The organism is candidate division TA06 bacterium, from assembly GCA_004376575.1.
GTDB lineage: Bacteria > Hydrothermota > DG-26 > E44-bin18 > E44-bin18 > E44-bin18.
The window spans coordinates 12,517-29,836 of the sequence record SOJN01000057.1; the positions used below are offsets into that span (position 1 = coordinate 12,517).

The window sequence follows — 17,320 nt, forward strand, 5'->3', positions numbered from 1 at the left end:
AATCTGTGTTAATCTGTGGTTCCCAGGTTCGAAATTCCTGTTAACCCATCCCCACGCCTTCGAAATTACGAAATTACCTCACATCCATACCGTTATGAAACCAGAACATCGTAGATAGAAATTGCCACATATCGGGTTATGTCTATCTCATCAGAACCAATTTTCTGGTCTTCCTCTGCCGGCCCGCGTCAATTCTACAGAAATATGTGCCGTTTGCAACAAGCTTTCCTTGCGAGTCGGAGCAGTCCCAGATAACGGTCTCATAGCCAGCCTCACGGTACCCATCGAGTAGAGTCTTGATTCTCTGGCCAGCGCAGTTGTAAATCGATAGCCTGACTTTTGTTCTTGTCGGAAGCCCAAAGGCAAAAGTGACCGGGCCATCACAAGGATTTGGCCCGGGTTGCGACAGCTCCAGCCTTCTGGGCAGCTTTGAGGCCAACTCCTCCTCGCTTGCAACAGCACTTTGCAACCAGTTGATGATTCTGTTCATTATTGTATCTCTTGCCGCTTCATCTGCAATCGCCTCGAAGCCGAAGCCGAACGTCACTGCCGCCCACATTCCAGCGACCTGGCACATGATTGCAGCATTGCCATTAGAATAGTCTTTATAGTCAAAGACCGGCTGTCCGAGAACCATGGGAGACATTGCAGACTGTGCATACTGGTTATCTGCGCCCAACCCGCCAGAGATTACGAATGAGAGTCCGTCCCCTATTGGATTGGAGGGAACACCAGCTACGGAGTCTTTACCCACGTCAAAATCGAGGTCTTGAATCCTGAGCATTGTTCGTAGCGGCCCCTGCCAGAAATCTACGATTCCCTGGCTGGAAATGAACAGGCGACCACGATTCGCGAGGTAGGCTTTGAGATTGTCCTGCTCATAAGAACTGAGTGAACTGGATCTGTCCCAGTCATTGAACCAGTTGAAACTGTCCGAAGTCGTTCCCGTCTCCCATATAATGATATCGTACTGGTTTAGCACACCAGTGTCAGGAGAACCATAACAGAATACGTCCCAATAATCATAGGGGTATCCGCCAGCAGATAGTGCTTCCTCATAATAATCTTCATAAAACTTGCTTGAGCCCATTTGAGGATGATTGTAGTTGTCGTCATCTACGAGCAGAATAGTTGCGGACTTTGAATAAGGAACAGTGGTGAACTCCATCAGATTGATATGCTCTACCGCGTTGGATTGGCCGTCTTCAAGGCTTATATTCACATTATAGAATGCCTGTTCCCATGGAGGTGTCTCCCACATATTACCGTAAAGACCGTCACCGGCCAGACTGTCTCCATGCATCCCATCGTCGTAAAGGTCAATTGTGGCTATCGGGGTACCTACAGGGTTTTCTATTGTTGCAGTAGCAGTGTTCAAACCTGATCCCTCGGAGATCCGTCCAATTATGGTCACAGTGTCGCCTTCTGTCAGGTACCAGGGAATCGAACGGGGAGATATCAACCTGGGGGGCTCATCATCAACACAGACTATGGAGAAAGTATCTTTCCAGGTAGCCGTCGGCTTCAGTGAATCGGAGATGTACAGTTCAAGTTGAATTTGCTCAGCGTGGGGACAGAAGAGCGTGAGAGACATCTGGAATTCAGATGAGGAGACCGTATCCAGAGGGGATATGTCACCAAAGAATCCTTCGCTGTTGAGGACTGAAGCCTCCGGATCTAGACTGCTCAGGGAAGCAGAAACGCCGTATACGGTCTCATTACCCATGTTTTGAAGACTGATCATCACGTGGAAAGTGTCTCCAGGGCTGGGCACAGTGTCTACTTCGCTGACGCGTGAAGAGTAAAACTGCACAGGACCGAGAGAAGTGAAATATCCAATGTTATCGATCTCGGTCACATATGTGCCATCAGAAGCTTTTACATCCACAACGAAGGTTCCTCCTGTAGGTTGAGTCTGGTAGTATACCCCGAAAGTGGAATCCCCTGCCGCACCATCACCATGCATCCCATCATCGAACATTTCCACTGAATCAACAACCGATTCGTCCGGCTTCTGGATGTCAGCCCATACAGATGCAGCTCCTCCGTCGTCAAATGCTCTGGCAGTGATGAGAACCGTGTCTTGGGGCGATACGTGATATGGAGATACACTTCTCTGGGTTATCCAGGGGCCAGTCTCAGTGCGTGTCATGTAGAGGTTGTGCGCCAGGTTGTTTGCGACCTCAACCCTACCGCATGGCCAGATGATTTGAACCGAGTCTATCGACTGGTGCGTACCAAGGCCGAACTCTAACGCTAGAGAGTTTTGACACGAGTTACCTGTTCCTCCCTCCACCTGCCGCATCTGCTGGCCACCGGGATAATACAACCGGGCAATTGCACCTATGGCAGCCTTATTGCAGTCATCACCATTGAGCACAATCTCAAACCAGTTGTTGTCGTTACCCTCATTTCTGTAAAGGCGAACTATGCGCGAGCCTATGGGATATGTATCCGAACCATATTCGGCAAGATCCAGATCCCCGTCCCTGTCAAAGTCACACCAAGCAGGGGCCCAGCCATTCCATACGCGCACACCCTCAATCTCAGTTACATCTGTGAAGGTCCCATCGCCGTTGTTTGTCCACAAGAAAGACCATGCGAATGGTATGTCATACACCTGGGTGACACAGATATCCATGTCCCCGTCGTTGTCATAATCACCGAGGGCAACTCCATCATGGAGCTCATCCCAGTAGTATCCATCCCTCGTGGATCCGACTGGATGAATCTCTATTCCAGATGTTTCTCTTATGTCAGTAAAATCATAGTCCGGCGGGCCATTGTTTATGAAAATGTATGAGTCGTCACAGTAAGGTCCTCTAGCCGGGTCCTTGTGTGCGAGATTGGCAGCAAAAAGATCCAGGTATCCGTCGTTGTTCAGATCACCCCATGCTGACCCGATTGTGTGGCCGTAGTAGCCACCGAATTCCGTGCCAGCCACACCTTCATTGAACGCCTCCTGCAAGAAAGTCCCATTTCCCTTGTTGCCCCAGAGGTGATTGGGCATCAGTCTGTAGTTGGAGACATAGACATCGGAATAGGAGTTTTCATCATAGTCTCCCCAGCACACTCCCCTGCTCCTCAGATTCTCATTCACTCCCGCGGAATCAGTGCAGTTTGAGAATGTGCCATCGCCAAGGTTGTGCCAGAGAAAGTCTGGATAGCTGATTCCAAGGTCCCAGTTTTCATAATTGGCAACATAGATGTCAATATAACCATCGTTGTCGTAGTCCCCCCACGCCACACCTTCTGAAGGGAACGTATCAGAAGGGTTCCCCGCAGCCAGAGTCACATCAGTGAATGTCTCATCGCCATTGTTCCGCCACAGGATGTCACTGCTGTATCCGCAGCAGTTGGCGTAGATGTCGAGCCAGCCATCATTGTCGTAGTCTCCCCACACGCCGCCGCAGGAAGCAGAGCCGCCTATCCCTGCCGAGTCGGTTACCTCAGTGAAATTCCAGTCTGGCGGTCCATTGTTCCTGAAAAGGCGTTTCCCCTGCACAAGCAAGTCTTCGTACCCATCGTTGTTGTAGTCTCCCCACGCGAGCTTTGTCCCACCAACACTGCCTAATCCACAATCCTGTGTTATGTCAGTGAAAACTGAATGGGCCGGGCATGCCAGAAAGACCAAGGCGAGCAAACATATTACCAGCTTCATACATTCCTCCAGGAAGAAACGAAAACTGGAACTCCTACAGGCCAAGCTCAGACCTCAACTGAAGATATTTGATAACGTCACTCCGGCAGACTATGCCGACAAGGTTTCCACCATCAATGACCGGTACCTGATGTACGTCTTTCTCGTTAAGCCTTGCCATAACCAGGTTGCCATCGTCGGCAGGCGAAACCGTACGCAACTCACCCTCAGGAGTCATTACCTCTCCAACTCTGGTCGCCCTTCGAGAGTCAGGAGACACCGACTTAACATCTTCAAGACAGATGATCCCTTTTGCCTTACCGTCATCTTCAACAAGGAAAGCTCTTCTGCCGTCCTTTAGAATGTGCTCATTGATCAACTCTTCTACGGTCAAGTCGGCTCCTATGGTCTCGAAAGTTCTGCTCATCAGGTCCTCTGCCCTCACATCCTGGAGCATCTCCCTCATCACCACCTGTTGGTAGCCTCTCACAGCGGCACTATGCAGGAACCATCCGATGAAAGCGAACCAGAGTCCGCTTATGAAGACGCCCCGCAACGCCAGCGTGATTCCGACAATTATCAGAAGCCACGCGACCAACTGCCCAGAGATGGATGCGACCCTTGTGGCCCTTTTCAGATTCCCGGTTATGCCCCAGACTATTGAACGTAGAACTCTTCCGCCATCAAGCGGAAAACCGGGAACCAGATTGAAGACTGCAAGCACAAAGTTTATGAATGAAAGATAGCGGAACAGAGCACCGAAAGGAGGCGAAACAATACTTGTTGCAAGCCAGAGGAAACCGAAAACGATCCCGAGCCCAATGCTTGAAAGCGGGCCAACTATGGCCATAATGAACTCTTTTCCCGGGCTTTCCGGTTCATGAGAAATCTGGGAGACGCCTCCAAAAATGAAGAGGGTTATGCCCCTCACCTTGTCCCCTTGCTTGTTTGAAACAATAGAGTGTGCAAGTTCGTGTACCAGGACTGACGCAAAAAAGAGCAAGCTCGTGAGAATCCCTATTGACCAGTACTGCCACCCCGGCCAATCAGGATAGGTCTGAGGAAAATAGAAGAGAGCAAGGCTTAAGGTTACAAGAAAAAAGATTACTAACCAGCTCGAGTCTATCCTAATGTCTACGTCGGCGATTCTGCCCACTTTCCATGATGTCCTCATGCTTCACCTCGGGTATGAGATTGAAAGAGACAGGAACGGATTATGAGTAAGGACATGAGGGGTTCTTCACTCTGAGTCATACTGGATGAGAGAAAATACAGGGCAGTCTTTTAACTTCTCTCTGCCTTTGAGGTATGTGAGCTCAACGACAAATGCCGCACCGACCAGTTCACCACCCAGCTTCCTGACAAGTTCACAAGTAGCTGCGGCAGTCCCGCCGGTGGCCAGAAGATCATCGACCACAAGAACCCTCTGCCCCTTCTCAATTGCATCCTTGTGGATTTCGATCTTGTTCGAACCATATTCGAGGTCATACTCACAGTAGAACGTTTCCCAAGGCAGCTTTCCTGGTTTCCTCAGCAGAACCAAGCCTGTACCGAGCTGATACGCAACTCCTGCTCCTACCACAAACCCCCGCGCATCCACGGACGCGACCAGGTCCACATCTCTGTCCCGATATTCCTCCGCCAGGCAATCGATCATCTCACGGAAGCCATCCTTGTCTTTCAAGAGGGTCGTGATGTCTCTGAAGACGATCCCCTTTTTGGGAAAGTCTGGTATGTTTCTTATGAGCGATTTCAACTTCGCAGATTTATTCTCCATTCTCTCAAACTCCCGTGCTGTGTCTATATTTTTTCAAAAATGAGATTTACAGCTTCCACAGGGTCTTTGACTCTCTCCATTCTGTCGTCAATGTTCCAGGTTGATATTCCCACTATCGGCTTGCCGAGCTTGAGCGCAAAGGCGATCTCTGACAGCGTGCCGTATTTGCCTGATACTGCGATGAGTCCGTCTGATGAGTTGATGATGACCGCATTTCTTGCCTCACCTATGCCTGTCGCTATGACCACATCCACAAAACTGTTCGCTCGCTGTGCATCTTTGTAGGGTATTATGCCCACGGTCGTTCCGCCTTCTTTTTTTGCGCCCCGGCAGGCAGCTTCCATCACACCGCCCAATCCCCCGCATACCAGAACGGCTCCTCTCCTGCCTATCTCCTCACCAACCTTCTCTGCTACCTCCAGAATTGCCTGTGGACAAGAGGATGCACCTATCACACCTACGACTTTCTTCCTCATAAAAGCCAATCCAACCCCCAGCTATCAGTGCGGAACTTCGTCTTTAGTGCAAGAACACCAGTTTTTCAACACAAACGGAGCCACCAGCTTCAAGAACACAGAAATACATGCCCGATGTGGTCTCTTGTCCATTGTTATTGTTACCATTCCACGAGACTGCGTAGACGCCTGGCTGTTCTTCCCTGTCCTTGAGATTTCTCGTGAGCCGTCCCACAGAGTCGTACACGTTCAGGGCAATATGAGTCTGGGTCAGGAGACAATATCGGATCGTGGTTGCTGAGTGGAATGGATTGGGAGAAATGTGGATTACACTTACACCTTCTGAATTGTCCGGCTCTTGCTCAACTCCAGTTCGAAAGCCAACCAGTTCAAGTATGTTATCGCCCAGGCAATAACCAATTGGATTCCCAAGAGAATCTGTCACCAAAGTCCTGAAGTGTAAAGTGTCTTTGACAATTCCCTCCTCCGAGATCCACTTGAACCATAGATCTTCCTCTTCCATCCATTGGGAGTAGATCTGGGTCTTCAATGCTAGAAAAGCTCCTGCTGGTACATTAACCCAGCCCTCTCCCACCACCTCTCTTTCTTCAAGCCACGGATCTGTCATTGCAACCCAGGACTTGCCGACCTCAAGGGGGAAAATGAACATCTTCTTGGGAGGAGACCAGTACGAAGTATCCAAAGCAGATAACAGACGTCCGGCACGTCTCGCACTGTCAATATAACGAGCAAGCCCCCTTACTGAGCCAAAGCAGTTTCCTCCGACCCAGAACCTGATATCTGTTGCTGGCTCTGTTAGAATTGCTGACTTTGTCCCGCGCGTGTAGGCTATCCAGAAGAGCGCTGTATCGGGGTGAGACCACCACCATGTCTCAGGGAAAGTGTCGCCTAGCGAAAACAGTACATGACTAAGCCTGTAGCATTCCCAGCCAATGAGGGTATCCATACCCTCAATTTCTTCGTGAAGACTGTCAATAATAGCCCCGTACTCGATGGTGTCATTGTGCACAGTATCATACACTGTGAGGGAAAATGTCCTTCTGTATTCCCATGAGTTATCCACTGCCGTCGGAAAACGCTCAATCACTAGTGGCTTGCCCTGGCATTCCAAGAAACCTCCTGGAATCCCAAAGACCATGCACCCTGCTATCACAGTCGTTGCAACGACTAGCTTTTTTGACCAACCCATATCACACCTCCTCGATTTGCCTTAATCAACCCAGCCAGTAAGTATTCTAGCGCAGAATCCACTTGAGTCAAGACATTCTCAAGAAGGGGCCAGCAGCCTCACAATCCAAGGGAAAACGCCCATCGATCCGGGCGTTTTCCCTTAGTTCTTCTTTGCGTATTAGGCCACAACCTTGCTCGGCCCGAAGTTCACGGCTCAGGCGTTATCAACTACAGCTTCGTTCATCACCGCCCGTGAACTTCAGCCAGGCTTACCTTCTTGTACTCCTTTGGGATCTGAAACTCAGAAGCCGGAATCTTCTTCTTCTCAGCTTTAGTAACCTGGTCCACACTCTTCTCATCCTCTTCATAGTAGGAAATCGATTTGACAGAAAACCCTTTCATCACCAGATCCAAGTACTCCTTAGAAACTGAATAGGATTCTTTCTCGCCTCCCATCCCCACCAAGGCCTTCTGGAACTTCTCCCATTTCGCGCGGTTGATTTCATCTGCAACGTTTATTTTGGTCGCTATCCAGACTTCCTTTCTCAGCTTTCCGTTGGCCAGGACCTGATATTTCTGTCCAGAGTAGCCAGCTATGGTGACCTTTTCTGAAGTCTTCTTCACGGTCACTTTGACTTCCTTCTTAGGAGCAGTCTTCTGGGGCTGCATTTGCTCCATGTATTTCTTCATTGCCTCTCTCTGCTCCGGAGGCATGTTTTTCATTTGCTCTTCCATCACCATCTTCTGTGCCTCTTCTGTCCCCTTTTTCATGTCCTCGGGCTTGCCGGCCCAGTATAGCTTCTTGTCATGATTCACAAAGTATAGTAACCCCTTGTCCAGATCGAACATCATTGTCCCTTCTGACATTACTATCTTCACCTTGTTCTGCTGGAAGTACAAAGTTTGCTCTTCCTTCTCCTTCTCACCATACTGAGTGGTTTGGGTGAGCACCCAACCAGCGAAAGCGTTGGAAGCCAGCAGAACGGCAACAAACACGAGAAACAAGGCCTTTGCCTTCATTTCTCCCTCCTTTCCCTGGTCATCTAGCCAGGCGAAAACTGAACTCAAATGTCGGCGGGCTCTCCCCTGAGGACTCGAGGAGCATAGCACCCGCACTGACTGAACACACCTTTTATAGCATATCTACAGTGCCTTGCAAGGGAATTCTTCATCTTCCTGGTGCACCGGCTCTCTGCCCTGAGCAAGGGCTCAACGTGAAAAGGCTAAAGCCCGAGTCGCAGATTTCTCCCTGGACTTGGCGATTAGAGCAAATGCGCTTATCGTCAGGATTACTTTATTTCGACTTTTCCACTTGCTAATATTAAAAATATGATATAATCAGAAAAAAGGAGGAGCTATGGATAGGCCTATGAGATCGTATCTGTTAATAGCAGTGCTAATCCTGTTGCTTTTTTCTGGATGTTCCTATCATCACGAAAGTTACAGCATTCTCGAAAGTGTTCCCTACCTGAATTATCGCAGTAACGCTTCGCCTGAACTTGTTGATGGGTCGACAGGCTTTGGTATTGGTATAGGTGGAGCCTACGCACATACGGCTACGGACTCTGACACGTCAGTCAGCACATTCGTTACCAATATGTCATTGAGGGCTAACCTCGGCTCAATTGTAGAAGTGGGGGTTACTCCATCTTTCCTGATCTCGGACGACATATTGCCATACGGTATTTTTGACGCCAAGTTCAAATTGGCCGAACAGCCCGTGATCATCAACCCTAGTATTGGCTTTGGCGCGGGGTTTGGAAGAGCTGGATTCATGGGAGATGCTAGAATGCTGGTGGTGTTCGGAGTCTCACTTCTGGACGGCCTGATCAATCCCTACGTTGCACCAAAGTTGATGATGTTCCTCTATCCCTATGAGTTATCGGGTTATTTCCCCACTACTACTAAGCGGACCATGTGTGGTATTTACGGTCTTGATGCTGGAATGAGTTTTTCGATACCAATCGGCAAGGGCAAAAAATCAATCCAGAAACTGAAGATAATGCCAGAGTTTACCTATGTGGCAGGCAAGGAGCCAAAAGGTGAGAAGATGAAGTTCTCGATTACGCGGTTCGGAGCCAGTCTACTGTTTGCACCATAGCAGTTAGTTGCTCTCAGCAACCTGCGGACCGCAGAGTCCACGCTGCGGGCCAACCCCGATAGGTCGTTTCGGACCAACTCTTTTTCGCCCTCCGATTTCCCTCAGGACGAAATATGCTACGCGCCATCATCCGATCGCTCGGGCCTATTTGGCTCACTTTCGGAGTCTTTCCCGCACGGCCTTGCTTTCCAGTTCTCTCAGCGCATCCGAGGCGATCCACCTTGCGGCACTGGAATCCAGTTTCTTTATTTCTTTTGCAAGCTTCACTGCCTCTTTGTTCAGATTAGGATTCCTTTTCCCAATCTGGCGCAGCGCCCAGTTGACAGCTTTTTTGACAAAATTCCTCTCATCAACAGATTCTCTCTTTATCGTGGGGAAAAACCTGACGAAGTCCTTGTCCTCTGCTTTCTTGTCATGAAAAGCCATCCAGGCCATCAGAGCAAACCCGGCCCTCTTCACAAACTCCTCTTTGTCCTTGCTCCACTCAATCGCCTTTTTGCGAGCAAATTCTGTCTTGTCAAAAAGGTTACCGCAGCACTGGTCGCATAGGTCCCACGAATCAAAATCTTTCACCCAGGATTCCATTTGCTTTTCGGTAACACGCTCTGGTTCATCGATCATACTTGATAGAATTCTAGCCTCATGGATTTTCGTCTTCCACACCCGAAGGGCCAACCCATGATTCTTTCCTATACTTTTTGCCATCTTTCTCAGATCTGGAATCGAAACGCCAAGGGCATGCTCTGCCTTAATCCCAAATCTGGCCATCCCCTCTCTCGCACCCGGAACGGCACATTTCTTCAGCTCCCTGATTATCTTGTCGACCTCTGTGTCTCTGGCGATCTTCTTACTCATTTCTCCCTTCCTCGCTATTTGCCGGCAACTTCCACTATGTTGCCATCTGGATCTTTAAACTGAAAGCAATATGTTGCATCCCCAACAAACTCGGGCGCATCCTGAAGAAGTTCGACTCTGGCTTTCTTGAGAGTGGCATGAATCTCAGACGCAGGCTTTTCAGTCCGCAAGAAGAAGCTCAGCCGACTCGTTTCATTATCGATAGACGCAGGCTTGTTCCCCCCCACCATGTATATGTCAATACCGCCTGATTTCGACTTGAGGAAACACAGGGTAGGTCCGAGGTCAGCGGAAACCTCGAAGCCAAGGGTCTCCGTGTAGAACTTCTTTGCTTTTTCTAGATCAGTGACATAAACAGCGAGCGAACCGATGCTCTCAAACATCCGACTCCTCCTTTTATCTTTGGTCATCCTTTCCTGAGGAATGTTCTGAATGCCAGGTTTTGGCAATTTCCAGCGCCCTGGTCAATGCATGGACACCCGCGATCAGTGACGATCTTCCTGCGTTAGAATCGGAATACTTCGATAAGAAGTACTTCCAACCATGCAAATAGAATTCAGAATAATGTTGAGCAAGTTGGTGTTCACCTTTTTCTGTTAGATGTGCAACAGCCTCGGTACGATTAATGCTCCATGCCTTCTCGGTCGGGAGTCCCAGCACGTACAAAACTCTTGGCGCAACAGGCGAAATGTGCCAGACCAATGCTCTCAAAGAGTCCCAGATGTACCTTGAGGGTTTATCTATCACGCGAGCTGGAAATTCTGAGAGGAATTTCTCTTCTTCAAGTACTCTCCTGCAGTCGATAAGTCTGATTCTGTCTTGATCAGTGTAATCACCTTTTGGATAATCTTTGCCGTACACCACCGACACTGCGCTTTCGGGCGTTGGAATATAGTCTTCCTCTTGCAGAAGCTGATTAAGAACGACTATTTGAGGTCTTGGGACGTGCAGCGGTTTTGGTGTCTTTGAGAAGTATCTTTCTTCGACCCCGGATTGGATGTGCGTGACCCTGGAAATCGATCCGAGATCTCTTTGGACCGCCAGATCGTCCGCAAAAAGAAGGTGGATATCTATGTCGCTCAATTCAGGGACATAGTCAAGGGGAGAATCCCAATGCTTTTGTGCCGAGCCCTTGAAATAGATTCCCTCTATGTCTGACTCTGGTATCTCTTTCAACAAAACCTCCACAAAGGCTTCCACCATGTGGTTGACTTCTTTTCGTAAGACTTCCTTATCGGGATAGTGATCATCCCACGATACATTCACCAAACCAGCTCCTGTCCTTCTGTATCACTTACGCAGTCTCATTATGAGAAATGGCCATTCTCTCACTTCGGGGTCAAGCATGGAAAATCCAAAACTGAAAGTTGCAGCTCTGGACCCGAATCATGTTGCGAAACGCAGGTCACGTTTTCTCTTAGTTATTCGGATCCCATAGGTGAAATGTATACTCTAATCGGGAACCACTTTCCATGCAAATCGAAATATCTTGAACACGGGCTGTGAGATATGGGTGGGTTTTTCAGGAATCGTGGAATGCTCAAAAGCATTACGATGCCCTTGTGCGCCTTTTGCGCTCGAAATCGAGGAAATATGGACAGGAATACCTCTCCTCAAAAGTGCAGCTCTTTACTTCCCAGCATTTGCCATTTGCTGGTGGGCACTTCAGCAGAAGCCAATCAACGAGTGCAGAAGACACGAATCTCCACTCCCGCCCCATCTTCCTGGCGGGAACCTCGCCGGTTCTGGCAAGAGAGTACATGGTGTTTCTCCCAATCTTGAGGAACTTTGCGGCCTCATCCAGAGTCAGGATCTCAGCAACTGCATCCATATGGCACCCCCATTTTTCCGCACCAGATTAGCCCAAGTGGTGTTAACTGTCAACAGCAATGTAATGACATATCGGGCAGCGCCCCTCGTTTGAGATTGGGGGCTTTATCACCTACTGCTTGGAGCTAGTTTCAGGCATTTGCAGGGGCACATTGCGATGCGTCCCCACTTCGACGGAGGTTCATCACAGAATCAGCTCCATGAATGTCGCACCTTCTATCGGGTTATGCCGGTAGGGTTCAATCTCCCTAAAGCCCAGGGAGTGATAGAGTGCTATCGCTTTTTTCATTGAAGGAACTGTGTCTAAACGCATCTGCTTATATCCTGCTTTGCGGGCTTCTTCAATAATGGACTCTGAGAGGCTTCTGCCAATCCCCTTGCCTCGGAACTGGGGCCGCACAAACAACCTCTTCATCTCGCACACACCTTCGCTGAATTTCCTTAGAGCTGCACATCCAGCTATCTGAGCCCCGTACGTGGCCAGAAGCAGCTGGCCATCGGGCGGAGAGTAGTCCCCTGGGAGTTCCGCGAATTCTCTTTCAAAATCCTGAAAACCGAGGTCAAAACCCAGCCAGGCAGCGTATTCTTTGAACAGCTTCCGGATGTGATCAAGATTCTCTTTGGATTCAACGCAGGCGATATTCAGCACGCGACTCATCTTCCATGTGAGATCTGTACACCACCCATGGGAGGCGGGACTAGAATGGCCAGAACATCGGCACCAAAATGACAGCGGTTATCCAGAACAATAGGTTTAGCGGTACGCCCACCCGAGTGAAGTCAAGGAAACGGTAGCCGCCAGGCGCATATATCATCGTGTTCGTTTGATAGCCAATTGGTGTGGCAAAGCTCGTCGAAGCAGCAAAAGTTATAGCTATGAGCAATGGCCGTGGACTAACGTTCAGCACCGACGCGAGAGAAAGTGTAATGGGAGCCAATAGTACGACAGCAGCGTTGTTGGACATAGCCTCAGTTAGCACCGCTGTGATTATGTACAGAGCAGCCAGGACCACCAATGGGAATCAATAACGATTGTAGCTCCTGATCATATCCACATCTTTTCTCTTCTTAGTACGCAATTCATCGGATTTCGGGTAGCCAAGAGTGATGACAAGATGAATTCTTTTCCGGTCTGGAATGTTAAGGAGTTTCTTCACCCCTTGTTCGTCGAACCACCCCAACATGCAGGTGCCGAGTCCCTCTTCCTTTGCCTGAAGGCAGAAATGCTCAGCAACAATCCCTATGTCCATGAGACTGAACTGTCTGTGCTTGATTGTTGCTCCGATTCGGGCGGTGAGCTTTGGCCTTTCACCAACCAACAGGACAAGAACTGGCGCCTGCAGGGTGAAACGATTGAAAGATAGTAGCCTTCCAAACGTTCTTCTGGCCACTGCGTCTTTCAACTCCGGATCGTCGACTACAATGAATCTCCAGGGCTGGGAGTTGCATGTCGAAGGAGCAAATCGTGCCGCTTCCAGGCATCGTTCAATCTTCTCTCGTTCGACCGGTTTACTCAGATATTCACGTACACTCTGTCTCGTTTTCACCAAATCCATGAAGTCCATTCGTTTTACCCGATGCGTGCCCACACCTCGCCGATGCATGGTGACCACTACAAGAAAGGATGATCCATGGGCCGATGCCCTAACGAATCATCCCCATTGTGAACACCAAAGCCTGATCGTTGTACTCATTGAAGGAGATGCAGTAGTCCAAATTGAGAAGGATTCGAAAATTGTATGTCCGGAACGCTATGAGTCCGCCGCTAAGTATCGCCTCAAAGCCATCGCTGCGCTTATCCTCGGAGTCGTTGTGATGCACCCAGTGGAAACCAAGCCCACCACCAAAATACGGACAGAAGTCCGTCCTCGTGCTCAAATAGGTGGCACCAATATTAAGAGCAATCCCTTTTCGAATGCCGAACAAGCCGTTCACCATAAAATCCTTGGCCTCGTACATGGTCAGGAAATCTATTGCGAAAACCTGTTCATCGTCGTCGTAACCATTTGTCGGGAAAAGGTAGCCGAATCTCGTCGCAAACCCCCTTCTGGTCCGTCGACCTCTCGGCTTCAGAGCCTCCTTCTCAGTAATCGCACCGACTTCTGCGGTTTTGGCTACGGGTTGCCGTTTCACGATGCTCTTTGCGACGCGTTTCATCACGGTTTCCAGATCTTCCACAGACATAGCTGTGATATTGTCTATCAATGAGGCTTTCCGAGTGGCAACATCCACAAGCGTAAATTGAACGATGATTTTCTCGCCCAATTTGTTCAGGCTCCCGAAGACAACCTCAGCCGCATTTAACTCTCGGCCTATGTCTGCGGCGCATGCCACGTCTGCGCAGGGCGTTGGATCCACCGTCTCTCTCACAAGCGCATCTGAAACCACTTCATGCTTGCCCAACTTGCCGATCTCCTGACGCAACAACAAGTACGCAGTCTGTGTAGACGTCTCCTCAACGCCAATCGAACGCAAAGGCAACACCACCATCTTGACCTTTGCCTGGACAGTAACCTGTGTTAGCAACAGAATTCCTGCCGCAATGAGAAAAGCTTTCTTCATTACTAACCTCCTCTTTCTTTTGACCCAGAAATGCTACCACACATACTCAAACAAGACAAGGATGTAAAACGTAAGACATAAGATATAAGACGGCTATACGCTGTACGATGGTGTCAGCTGTGGCAGGAAAGAGAAATAGTGTCATTGCGGGCGAACGAAGTGAGCGAAGCAATCTGGCTCAAGCAGATCCGGAGTTTATCCTGCCTGCCCTGTTTCTCGCGAAGCGAGATACACGGGGCCTGCCCGGGCCGTTCCACGCGGGTACCATTGCCAAATCCCAAATCCTCCATCTCAAATGTTAGTCCCCCAAAACATACCGAGAGACAAAGCTATTGATTTTCTTATGGTAGCGGTTTCCCAGGACTTCTGGAATATCACTGTGGCCCCCATACTGAACCCACAGATTCTCCTTGGGCTCTTTGGCCCTGTTCCACACAGGTGGAACATGTCGATCAAAGACTACGAAATCATCTGCTCTCCCATGCATCATGAAGAGAGGACACTGGATGTCCGCTATTCTTCTTTCATTATCAAAATCTGCGTCGGCCACATATTCTCCAGGAAGATTAATCAATCCCGAGTCATGCAACAGAGCAGTGACGGAAGCCGGGGTTGACTCAAGAATAAGACCCGGAGGATGATGGATGTCAGCAGCAAGGTAAGTTGCCACAAAAGTGCCAAGAGAAAATCCGAAAAATACCATTTTGGAAGCATCAACATCGGTCCTTGACTGCAGATACTCGAGAGATTGCCTCCCATCAGAAAACAGAGCATCACCTGATGGTTCCCCTTCACTCTTCCCATATCCCTGATAGTCAAATATGAAGACACTATATCCCATTTCCCAGAGGTATTCCACTCTCACCCAGTACCTGTTCAAGTTTTCATCTTTGCCCTCGCAGTAGAGTATGGTAACTTCGTTATTCGCAGTGGAATCCGGGTCTCCCTTCACAAAGAATCCATAGATTTTGTTGCCCATCGAGGTCAGGACAACTGGTTCAATGAGTGAATCTGGAATAATAAACCTGACTCCCCATTTTCTCAGATCCTCTGGTTTCAGATATTCGTCAACTCTGGTTGGGTCAAAGAGGAAACCATCCAGGGCAAAAATCCGCATACAAGAGGTGAGACACAGCAAGGCAAGCAAGCATACAATTGTGATTTTCATTTTGCCTCCCTATTTCAGAATTTGTATGACCCCCCAACGGCAAATCCGAGTGCGCCGTGACCAAAGGGTTTGATGCTGTATTCAACAGCCCTATCTTCACTCTCCTCACTTGGAGCATACCATTTCGTTTCTACGTTCAGAACAAAGCGTCTGCCGAAGGGAAGCTCCGCGCCAACGAGCGGCACAAAGACAAGATAAGGACTGGCAGATTGGATCATGTTCTGTACCCCGAAATACAAAGCCTGCTCCCGGCCCTCGGTCCCGAAACTTCCTATCGCCGACACTTCTGGATAAACGCGAATACTTGATAATTCATTGGCATGGTAGAAACCGTAGATGCTTGCTTCTAGAGAAAAGGAAGGTTTCCATCCAGCCTGGTCCATCAGGTGCCTTGTCAAGCCAACATCAATGCCGAGATTGCCTAACATTGACATGGAAGGGTGTATGCCTACATGGAGATCGGTATCGTCACTCAGGCCCTGACGGTATCGGAGAACCGAATATGGTAGGGGCATTGCGACACCATAGATACGGGTAACAGGCCCACCGGATGAAAGGGTAACGGATTTCTGTCCCTTCCCTATTGGCCGAACAGATGGGACCGTCCCGCACCCCATCATTCCCAGACACAGGATTACAATAATCCTTTTCATAGCGCCCCCTCACGGTTGGAGTCAAATCATAGGCTAGCATGTGCCTGCCGGCTTACGGCTTACGGGCCTTTCTACGACCCCTGCGGCGGCTCACACAACAAGCGCCTATTGTTTGATTAACGTCTTTCCCCAAACAGCAACCAAAATGGCAAACGGTAGGCTGAACACCCCACCAACAGCCAGGATCATTTCTACCACAAGGTTCCCAACGATAAGACCTAGGAATCCAGTGAAGGACGCCACCCCTATTAGCAGCAACAGCCACCCGGTAGCTTTCTGCAGTCCTCTGCCTCTGATAAGCCTCGGAGCAATGGCAAACGCACTTATGGCAAGGAATGTATAGCCCAGGTAATCAAGGAAATAGGGAATTGAGTTTGGATTATTGAAATACCAGGCCTTCGCCAACGCTTTGTCCATCACATCGAACTCGGCCAGGAGCCGAGGAAAGATGGTGTATTGTGATGTGTATGCGATACTTACCAACAAAGTGTAAGGAGCGAGAAAGACAACGCCTAAGATGTCCAGCAACCCTTTTGGCCTCTCCGTTTCAACGAAAAGTGCTAAGAGCACCATCATCGTAACGAAGGTCAATGAAACAAGCGATGAATTGATAAAAGACCACTGATACAGTGTCGACTGCTCGGCAAGCGTTTCCAGTTGCTCAACAACGAACCCAACGGGTGCCGTTAAGGACATAAGCACAAACCACATGATCACCAACAGGGAGCCCACGACCCCCGAGGCGAACATCCACCTGCCTACACTTCGCTTCTCCATGCCAATATCCACCTGAACCTCCCTTGAACTACACAGCTATACGCTATACGATAGCTGTCAGCTCTCATCTGTCAGTCCTCAGCTATCAATAGCGAAGGATACTCTCGGCCTCGAACGTACCAAATGGAGCAGAAACAGTGTCATTGCGAGTCAAAAAGGCCCGGCTTTTCCAGAGAAAAGACGAGGCCTGCCCCGTTTCTCGCGAAGCGAGATACACGGGGCATTTTTGATCCTTCGGCGGCAGAAGCCGACGGAGGAGTGTGGACAATCCCGAAGCAATCTCGCACAACTGGATCCTTCGGCTTTGCCTC

The 17,320-nt window shown here is 49.3% G+C and carries 18 protein-coding genes; 1 reads left to right on the forward strand and 17 read right to left on the reverse strand.

Going from position 1 to position 17,320, the window contains the following annotated elements; genetic code table 11:
• Window positions 1–142: 142 nt before the first annotated feature.
• From E3J62_04520 to E3J62_04545, 6 genes are all read right to left on the reverse strand, one after another.
• Window positions 143–3,661: a hypothetical protein gene (locus E3J62_04520; GenBank protein ID TET46319.1), complete on the reverse strand. Its 3,519-nt coding sequence runs from the start codon at window positions 3,659–3,661 to the stop codon at window positions 143–145.
• A 34-nt stretch (window positions 3,662–3,695) separates the two neighbouring features.
• Complete coding sequence (locus E3J62_04525; protein ID TET46320.1) at window positions 3,696–4,814, reverse strand: site-2 protease family protein; 1,119 nt, start codon at window positions 4,812–4,814, stop codon at window positions 3,696–3,698.
• Between the two features lie 66 nt (window positions 4,815–4,880).
• Window positions 4,881–5,417 carry an adenine phosphoribosyltransferase gene (locus E3J62_04530; protein ID TET46321.1) on the reverse strand — a complete coding sequence of 179 codons (537 nt, stop codon included), beginning with the start codon at window positions 5,415–5,417 and terminating at the stop codon, window positions 4,881–4,883.
• Window positions 5,418–5,440: 23 nt separating this feature from the next.
• The gene (locus tag E3J62_04535) at window positions 5,441–5,893 is read right to left on the reverse strand and encodes a TIGR00725 family protein (GenBank protein ID TET46322.1); all 453 of its coding nucleotides are present in this window, start codon (window positions 5,891–5,893) and stop codon (window positions 5,441–5,443) included.
• Between the two features lie 43 nt (window positions 5,894–5,936).
• On the reverse strand, window positions 5,937–7,082 hold the full coding sequence (locus E3J62_04540) for a T9SS type A sorting domain-containing protein (GenBank protein TET46323.1): 1,146 nt from the start codon (window positions 7,080–7,082) through the stop codon (window positions 5,937–5,939).
• A gap of 224 nt (window positions 7,083–7,306) precedes the next feature.
• The gene (locus E3J62_04545; GenBank protein ID TET46324.1) at window positions 7,307–8,083 is read right to left on the reverse strand and encodes a DUF4412 domain-containing protein; all 777 of its coding nucleotides are present in this window, start codon (window positions 8,081–8,083) and stop codon (window positions 7,307–7,309) included.
• A gap of 337 nt (window positions 8,084–8,420) precedes the next feature.
• Between E3J62_04545 and E3J62_04550 the strand changes: the two genes are divergently transcribed.
• Complete coding sequence (locus E3J62_04550) at window positions 8,421–9,164, forward strand: hypothetical protein (GenBank protein TET46325.1); 744 nt, start codon at window positions 8,421–8,423, stop codon at window positions 9,162–9,164.
• Between the two features lie 153 nt (window positions 9,165–9,317).
• Here the strand turns inward: E3J62_04550 and E3J62_04555 are convergent, their stop codons facing one another.
• From E3J62_04555 to E3J62_04605, 11 genes are all read right to left on the reverse strand, one after another.
• On the reverse strand, window positions 9,318–10,019 hold the full coding sequence (locus tag E3J62_04555; GenBank protein ID TET46326.1) for a DNA alkylation repair protein: 702 nt from the start codon (window positions 10,017–10,019) through the stop codon (window positions 9,318–9,320).
• 14 nt (window positions 10,020–10,033) lie between these two features.
• Complete coding sequence (locus tag E3J62_04560) at window positions 10,034–10,429, reverse strand: VOC family protein (protein ID TET46327.1); 396 nt, start codon at window positions 10,427–10,429, stop codon at window positions 10,034–10,036.
• Entirely contained in the window at window positions 10,416–11,285 is an 870-nt protein-coding gene (locus tag E3J62_04565; protein TET46328.1) for a hypothetical protein, read from the reverse strand. Before E3J62_04565 ends, E3J62_04560 begins: the two co-directional genes overlap by 14 nt.
• Before the next feature lie 283 nt (window positions 11,286–11,568).
• On the reverse strand, window positions 11,569–11,850 hold the full coding sequence (locus tag E3J62_04570; GenBank protein TET46329.1) for a DNA-binding protein: 282 nt from the start codon (window positions 11,848–11,850) through the stop codon (window positions 11,569–11,571).
• Window positions 11,851–12,033: 183 nt separating this feature from the next.
• Window positions 12,034–12,507: a GNAT family N-acetyltransferase gene (locus E3J62_04575; protein ID TET46330.1), complete on the reverse strand. Its 474-nt coding sequence runs from the start codon at window positions 12,505–12,507 to the stop codon at window positions 12,034–12,036.
• A 40-nt stretch (window positions 12,508–12,547) separates the two neighbouring features.
• A complete protein-coding gene (locus E3J62_04580) occupies window positions 12,548–12,814 on the reverse strand; it encodes a sodium (Na+) symporter (protein ID TET46336.1) in 267 nt (88 codons plus the stop codon).
• Window positions 12,815–12,871: 57 nt separating this feature from the next.
• Complete coding sequence (locus E3J62_04585) at window positions 12,872–13,414, reverse strand: NAD(P)H nitroreductase (GenBank protein ID TET46335.1); 543 nt, start codon at window positions 13,412–13,414, stop codon at window positions 12,872–12,874.
• Window positions 13,415–13,493: 79 nt separating this feature from the next.
• The gene (locus E3J62_04590) at window positions 13,494–14,411 is read right to left on the reverse strand and encodes a hypothetical protein (protein TET46331.1); all 918 of its coding nucleotides are present in this window, start codon (window positions 14,409–14,411) and stop codon (window positions 13,494–13,496) included.
• Window positions 14,412–14,709: 298 nt separating this feature from the next.
• Window positions 14,710–15,579, reverse strand: coding sequence for an alpha/beta hydrolase (locus tag E3J62_04595; protein TET46332.1), 870 nt, complete (start codon window positions 15,577–15,579; stop codon window positions 14,710–14,712).
• 14 nt (window positions 15,580–15,593) lie between these two features.
• Entirely contained in the window at window positions 15,594–16,232 is a 639-nt protein-coding gene (locus E3J62_04600) for a hypothetical protein (protein ID TET46333.1), read from the reverse strand.
• Window positions 16,233–16,337: 105 nt separating this feature from the next.
• Window positions 16,338–17,009 (reverse strand): hypothetical protein, encoded by a 672-nt coding sequence (locus E3J62_04605; protein ID TET46334.1) that lies wholly within the window; start codon window positions 17,007–17,009, stop codon window positions 16,338–16,340.
• Window positions 17,010–17,320 lie beyond the last annotated feature (311 nt).

Bases quoted from the DNA above. Each gene is read 5' to 3' on its own strand.
- E3J62_04520 (TET46319.1), bottom strand. From the start codon at position 3,661: ATGAAGCTGGTAATATGTTTGCTCGCCTTGGTCTTTCTGGCATGCCCG.
- E3J62_04525 (TET46320.1), bottom strand. From the start codon at position 4,814: ATGAGGACATCATGGAAAGTGGGCAGAATCGCCGACGTAGACATTAGG.
- E3J62_04530 (TET46321.1), bottom strand. From the start codon at position 5,417: ATGGAGAATAAATCTGCGAAGTTGAAATCGCTCATAAGAAACATACCA.
- E3J62_04535 (TET46322.1), bottom strand. From the start codon at position 5,893: ATGAGGAAGAAAGTCGTAGGTGTGATAGGTGCATCCTCTTGTCCACAG.
- E3J62_04540 (TET46323.1), bottom strand. From the start codon at position 7,082: ATGGGTTGGTCAAAAAAGCTAGTCGTTGCAACGACTGTGATAGCAGGG.
- E3J62_04545 (TET46324.1), bottom strand. From the start codon at position 8,083: ATGAAGGCAAAGGCCTTGTTTCTCGTGTTTGTTGCCGTTCTGCTGGCT.
- E3J62_04550 (TET46325.1), top strand. From the start codon at position 8,421: ATGGATAGGCCTATGAGATCGTATCTGTTAATAGCAGTGCTAATCCTG.
- E3J62_04555 (TET46326.1), bottom strand. From the start codon at position 10,019: ATGAGTAAGAAGATCGCCAGAGACACAGAGGTCGACAAGATAATCAGG.
- E3J62_04560 (TET46327.1), bottom strand. From the start codon at position 10,429: ATGACCAAAGATAAAAGGAGGAGTCGGATGTTTGAGAGCATCGGTTCG.
- E3J62_04570 (TET46329.1), bottom strand. From the start codon at position 11,850: ATGGATGCAGTTGCTGAGATCCTGACTCTGGATGAGGCCGCAAAGTTC.
- E3J62_04575 (TET46330.1), bottom strand. From the start codon at position 12,507: ATGAGTCGCGTGCTGAATATCGCCTGCGTTGAATCCAAAGAGAATCTT.
- E3J62_04580 (TET46336.1), bottom strand. From the start codon at position 12,814: ATGTCCAACAACGCTGCTGTCGTACTATTGGCTCCCATTACACTTTCT.
- E3J62_04585 (TET46335.1), bottom strand. From the start codon at position 13,414: ATGGACTTCATGGATTTGGTGAAAACGAGACAGAGTGTACGTGAATAT.
- E3J62_04590 (TET46331.1), bottom strand. From the start codon at position 14,411: ATGAAGAAAGCTTTTCTCATTGCGGCAGGAATTCTGTTGCTAACACAG.
- E3J62_04595 (TET46332.1), bottom strand. From the start codon at position 15,579: ATGAAAATCACAATTGTATGCTTGCTTGCCTTGCTGTGTCTCACCTCT.
- E3J62_04600 (TET46333.1), bottom strand. From the start codon at position 16,232: ATGAAAAGGATTATTGTAATCCTGTGTCTGGGAATGATGGGGTGCGGG.
- E3J62_04605 (TET46334.1), bottom strand. From the start codon at position 17,009: ATGGAGAAGCGAAGTGTAGGCAGGTGGATGTTCGCCTCGGGGGTCGTG.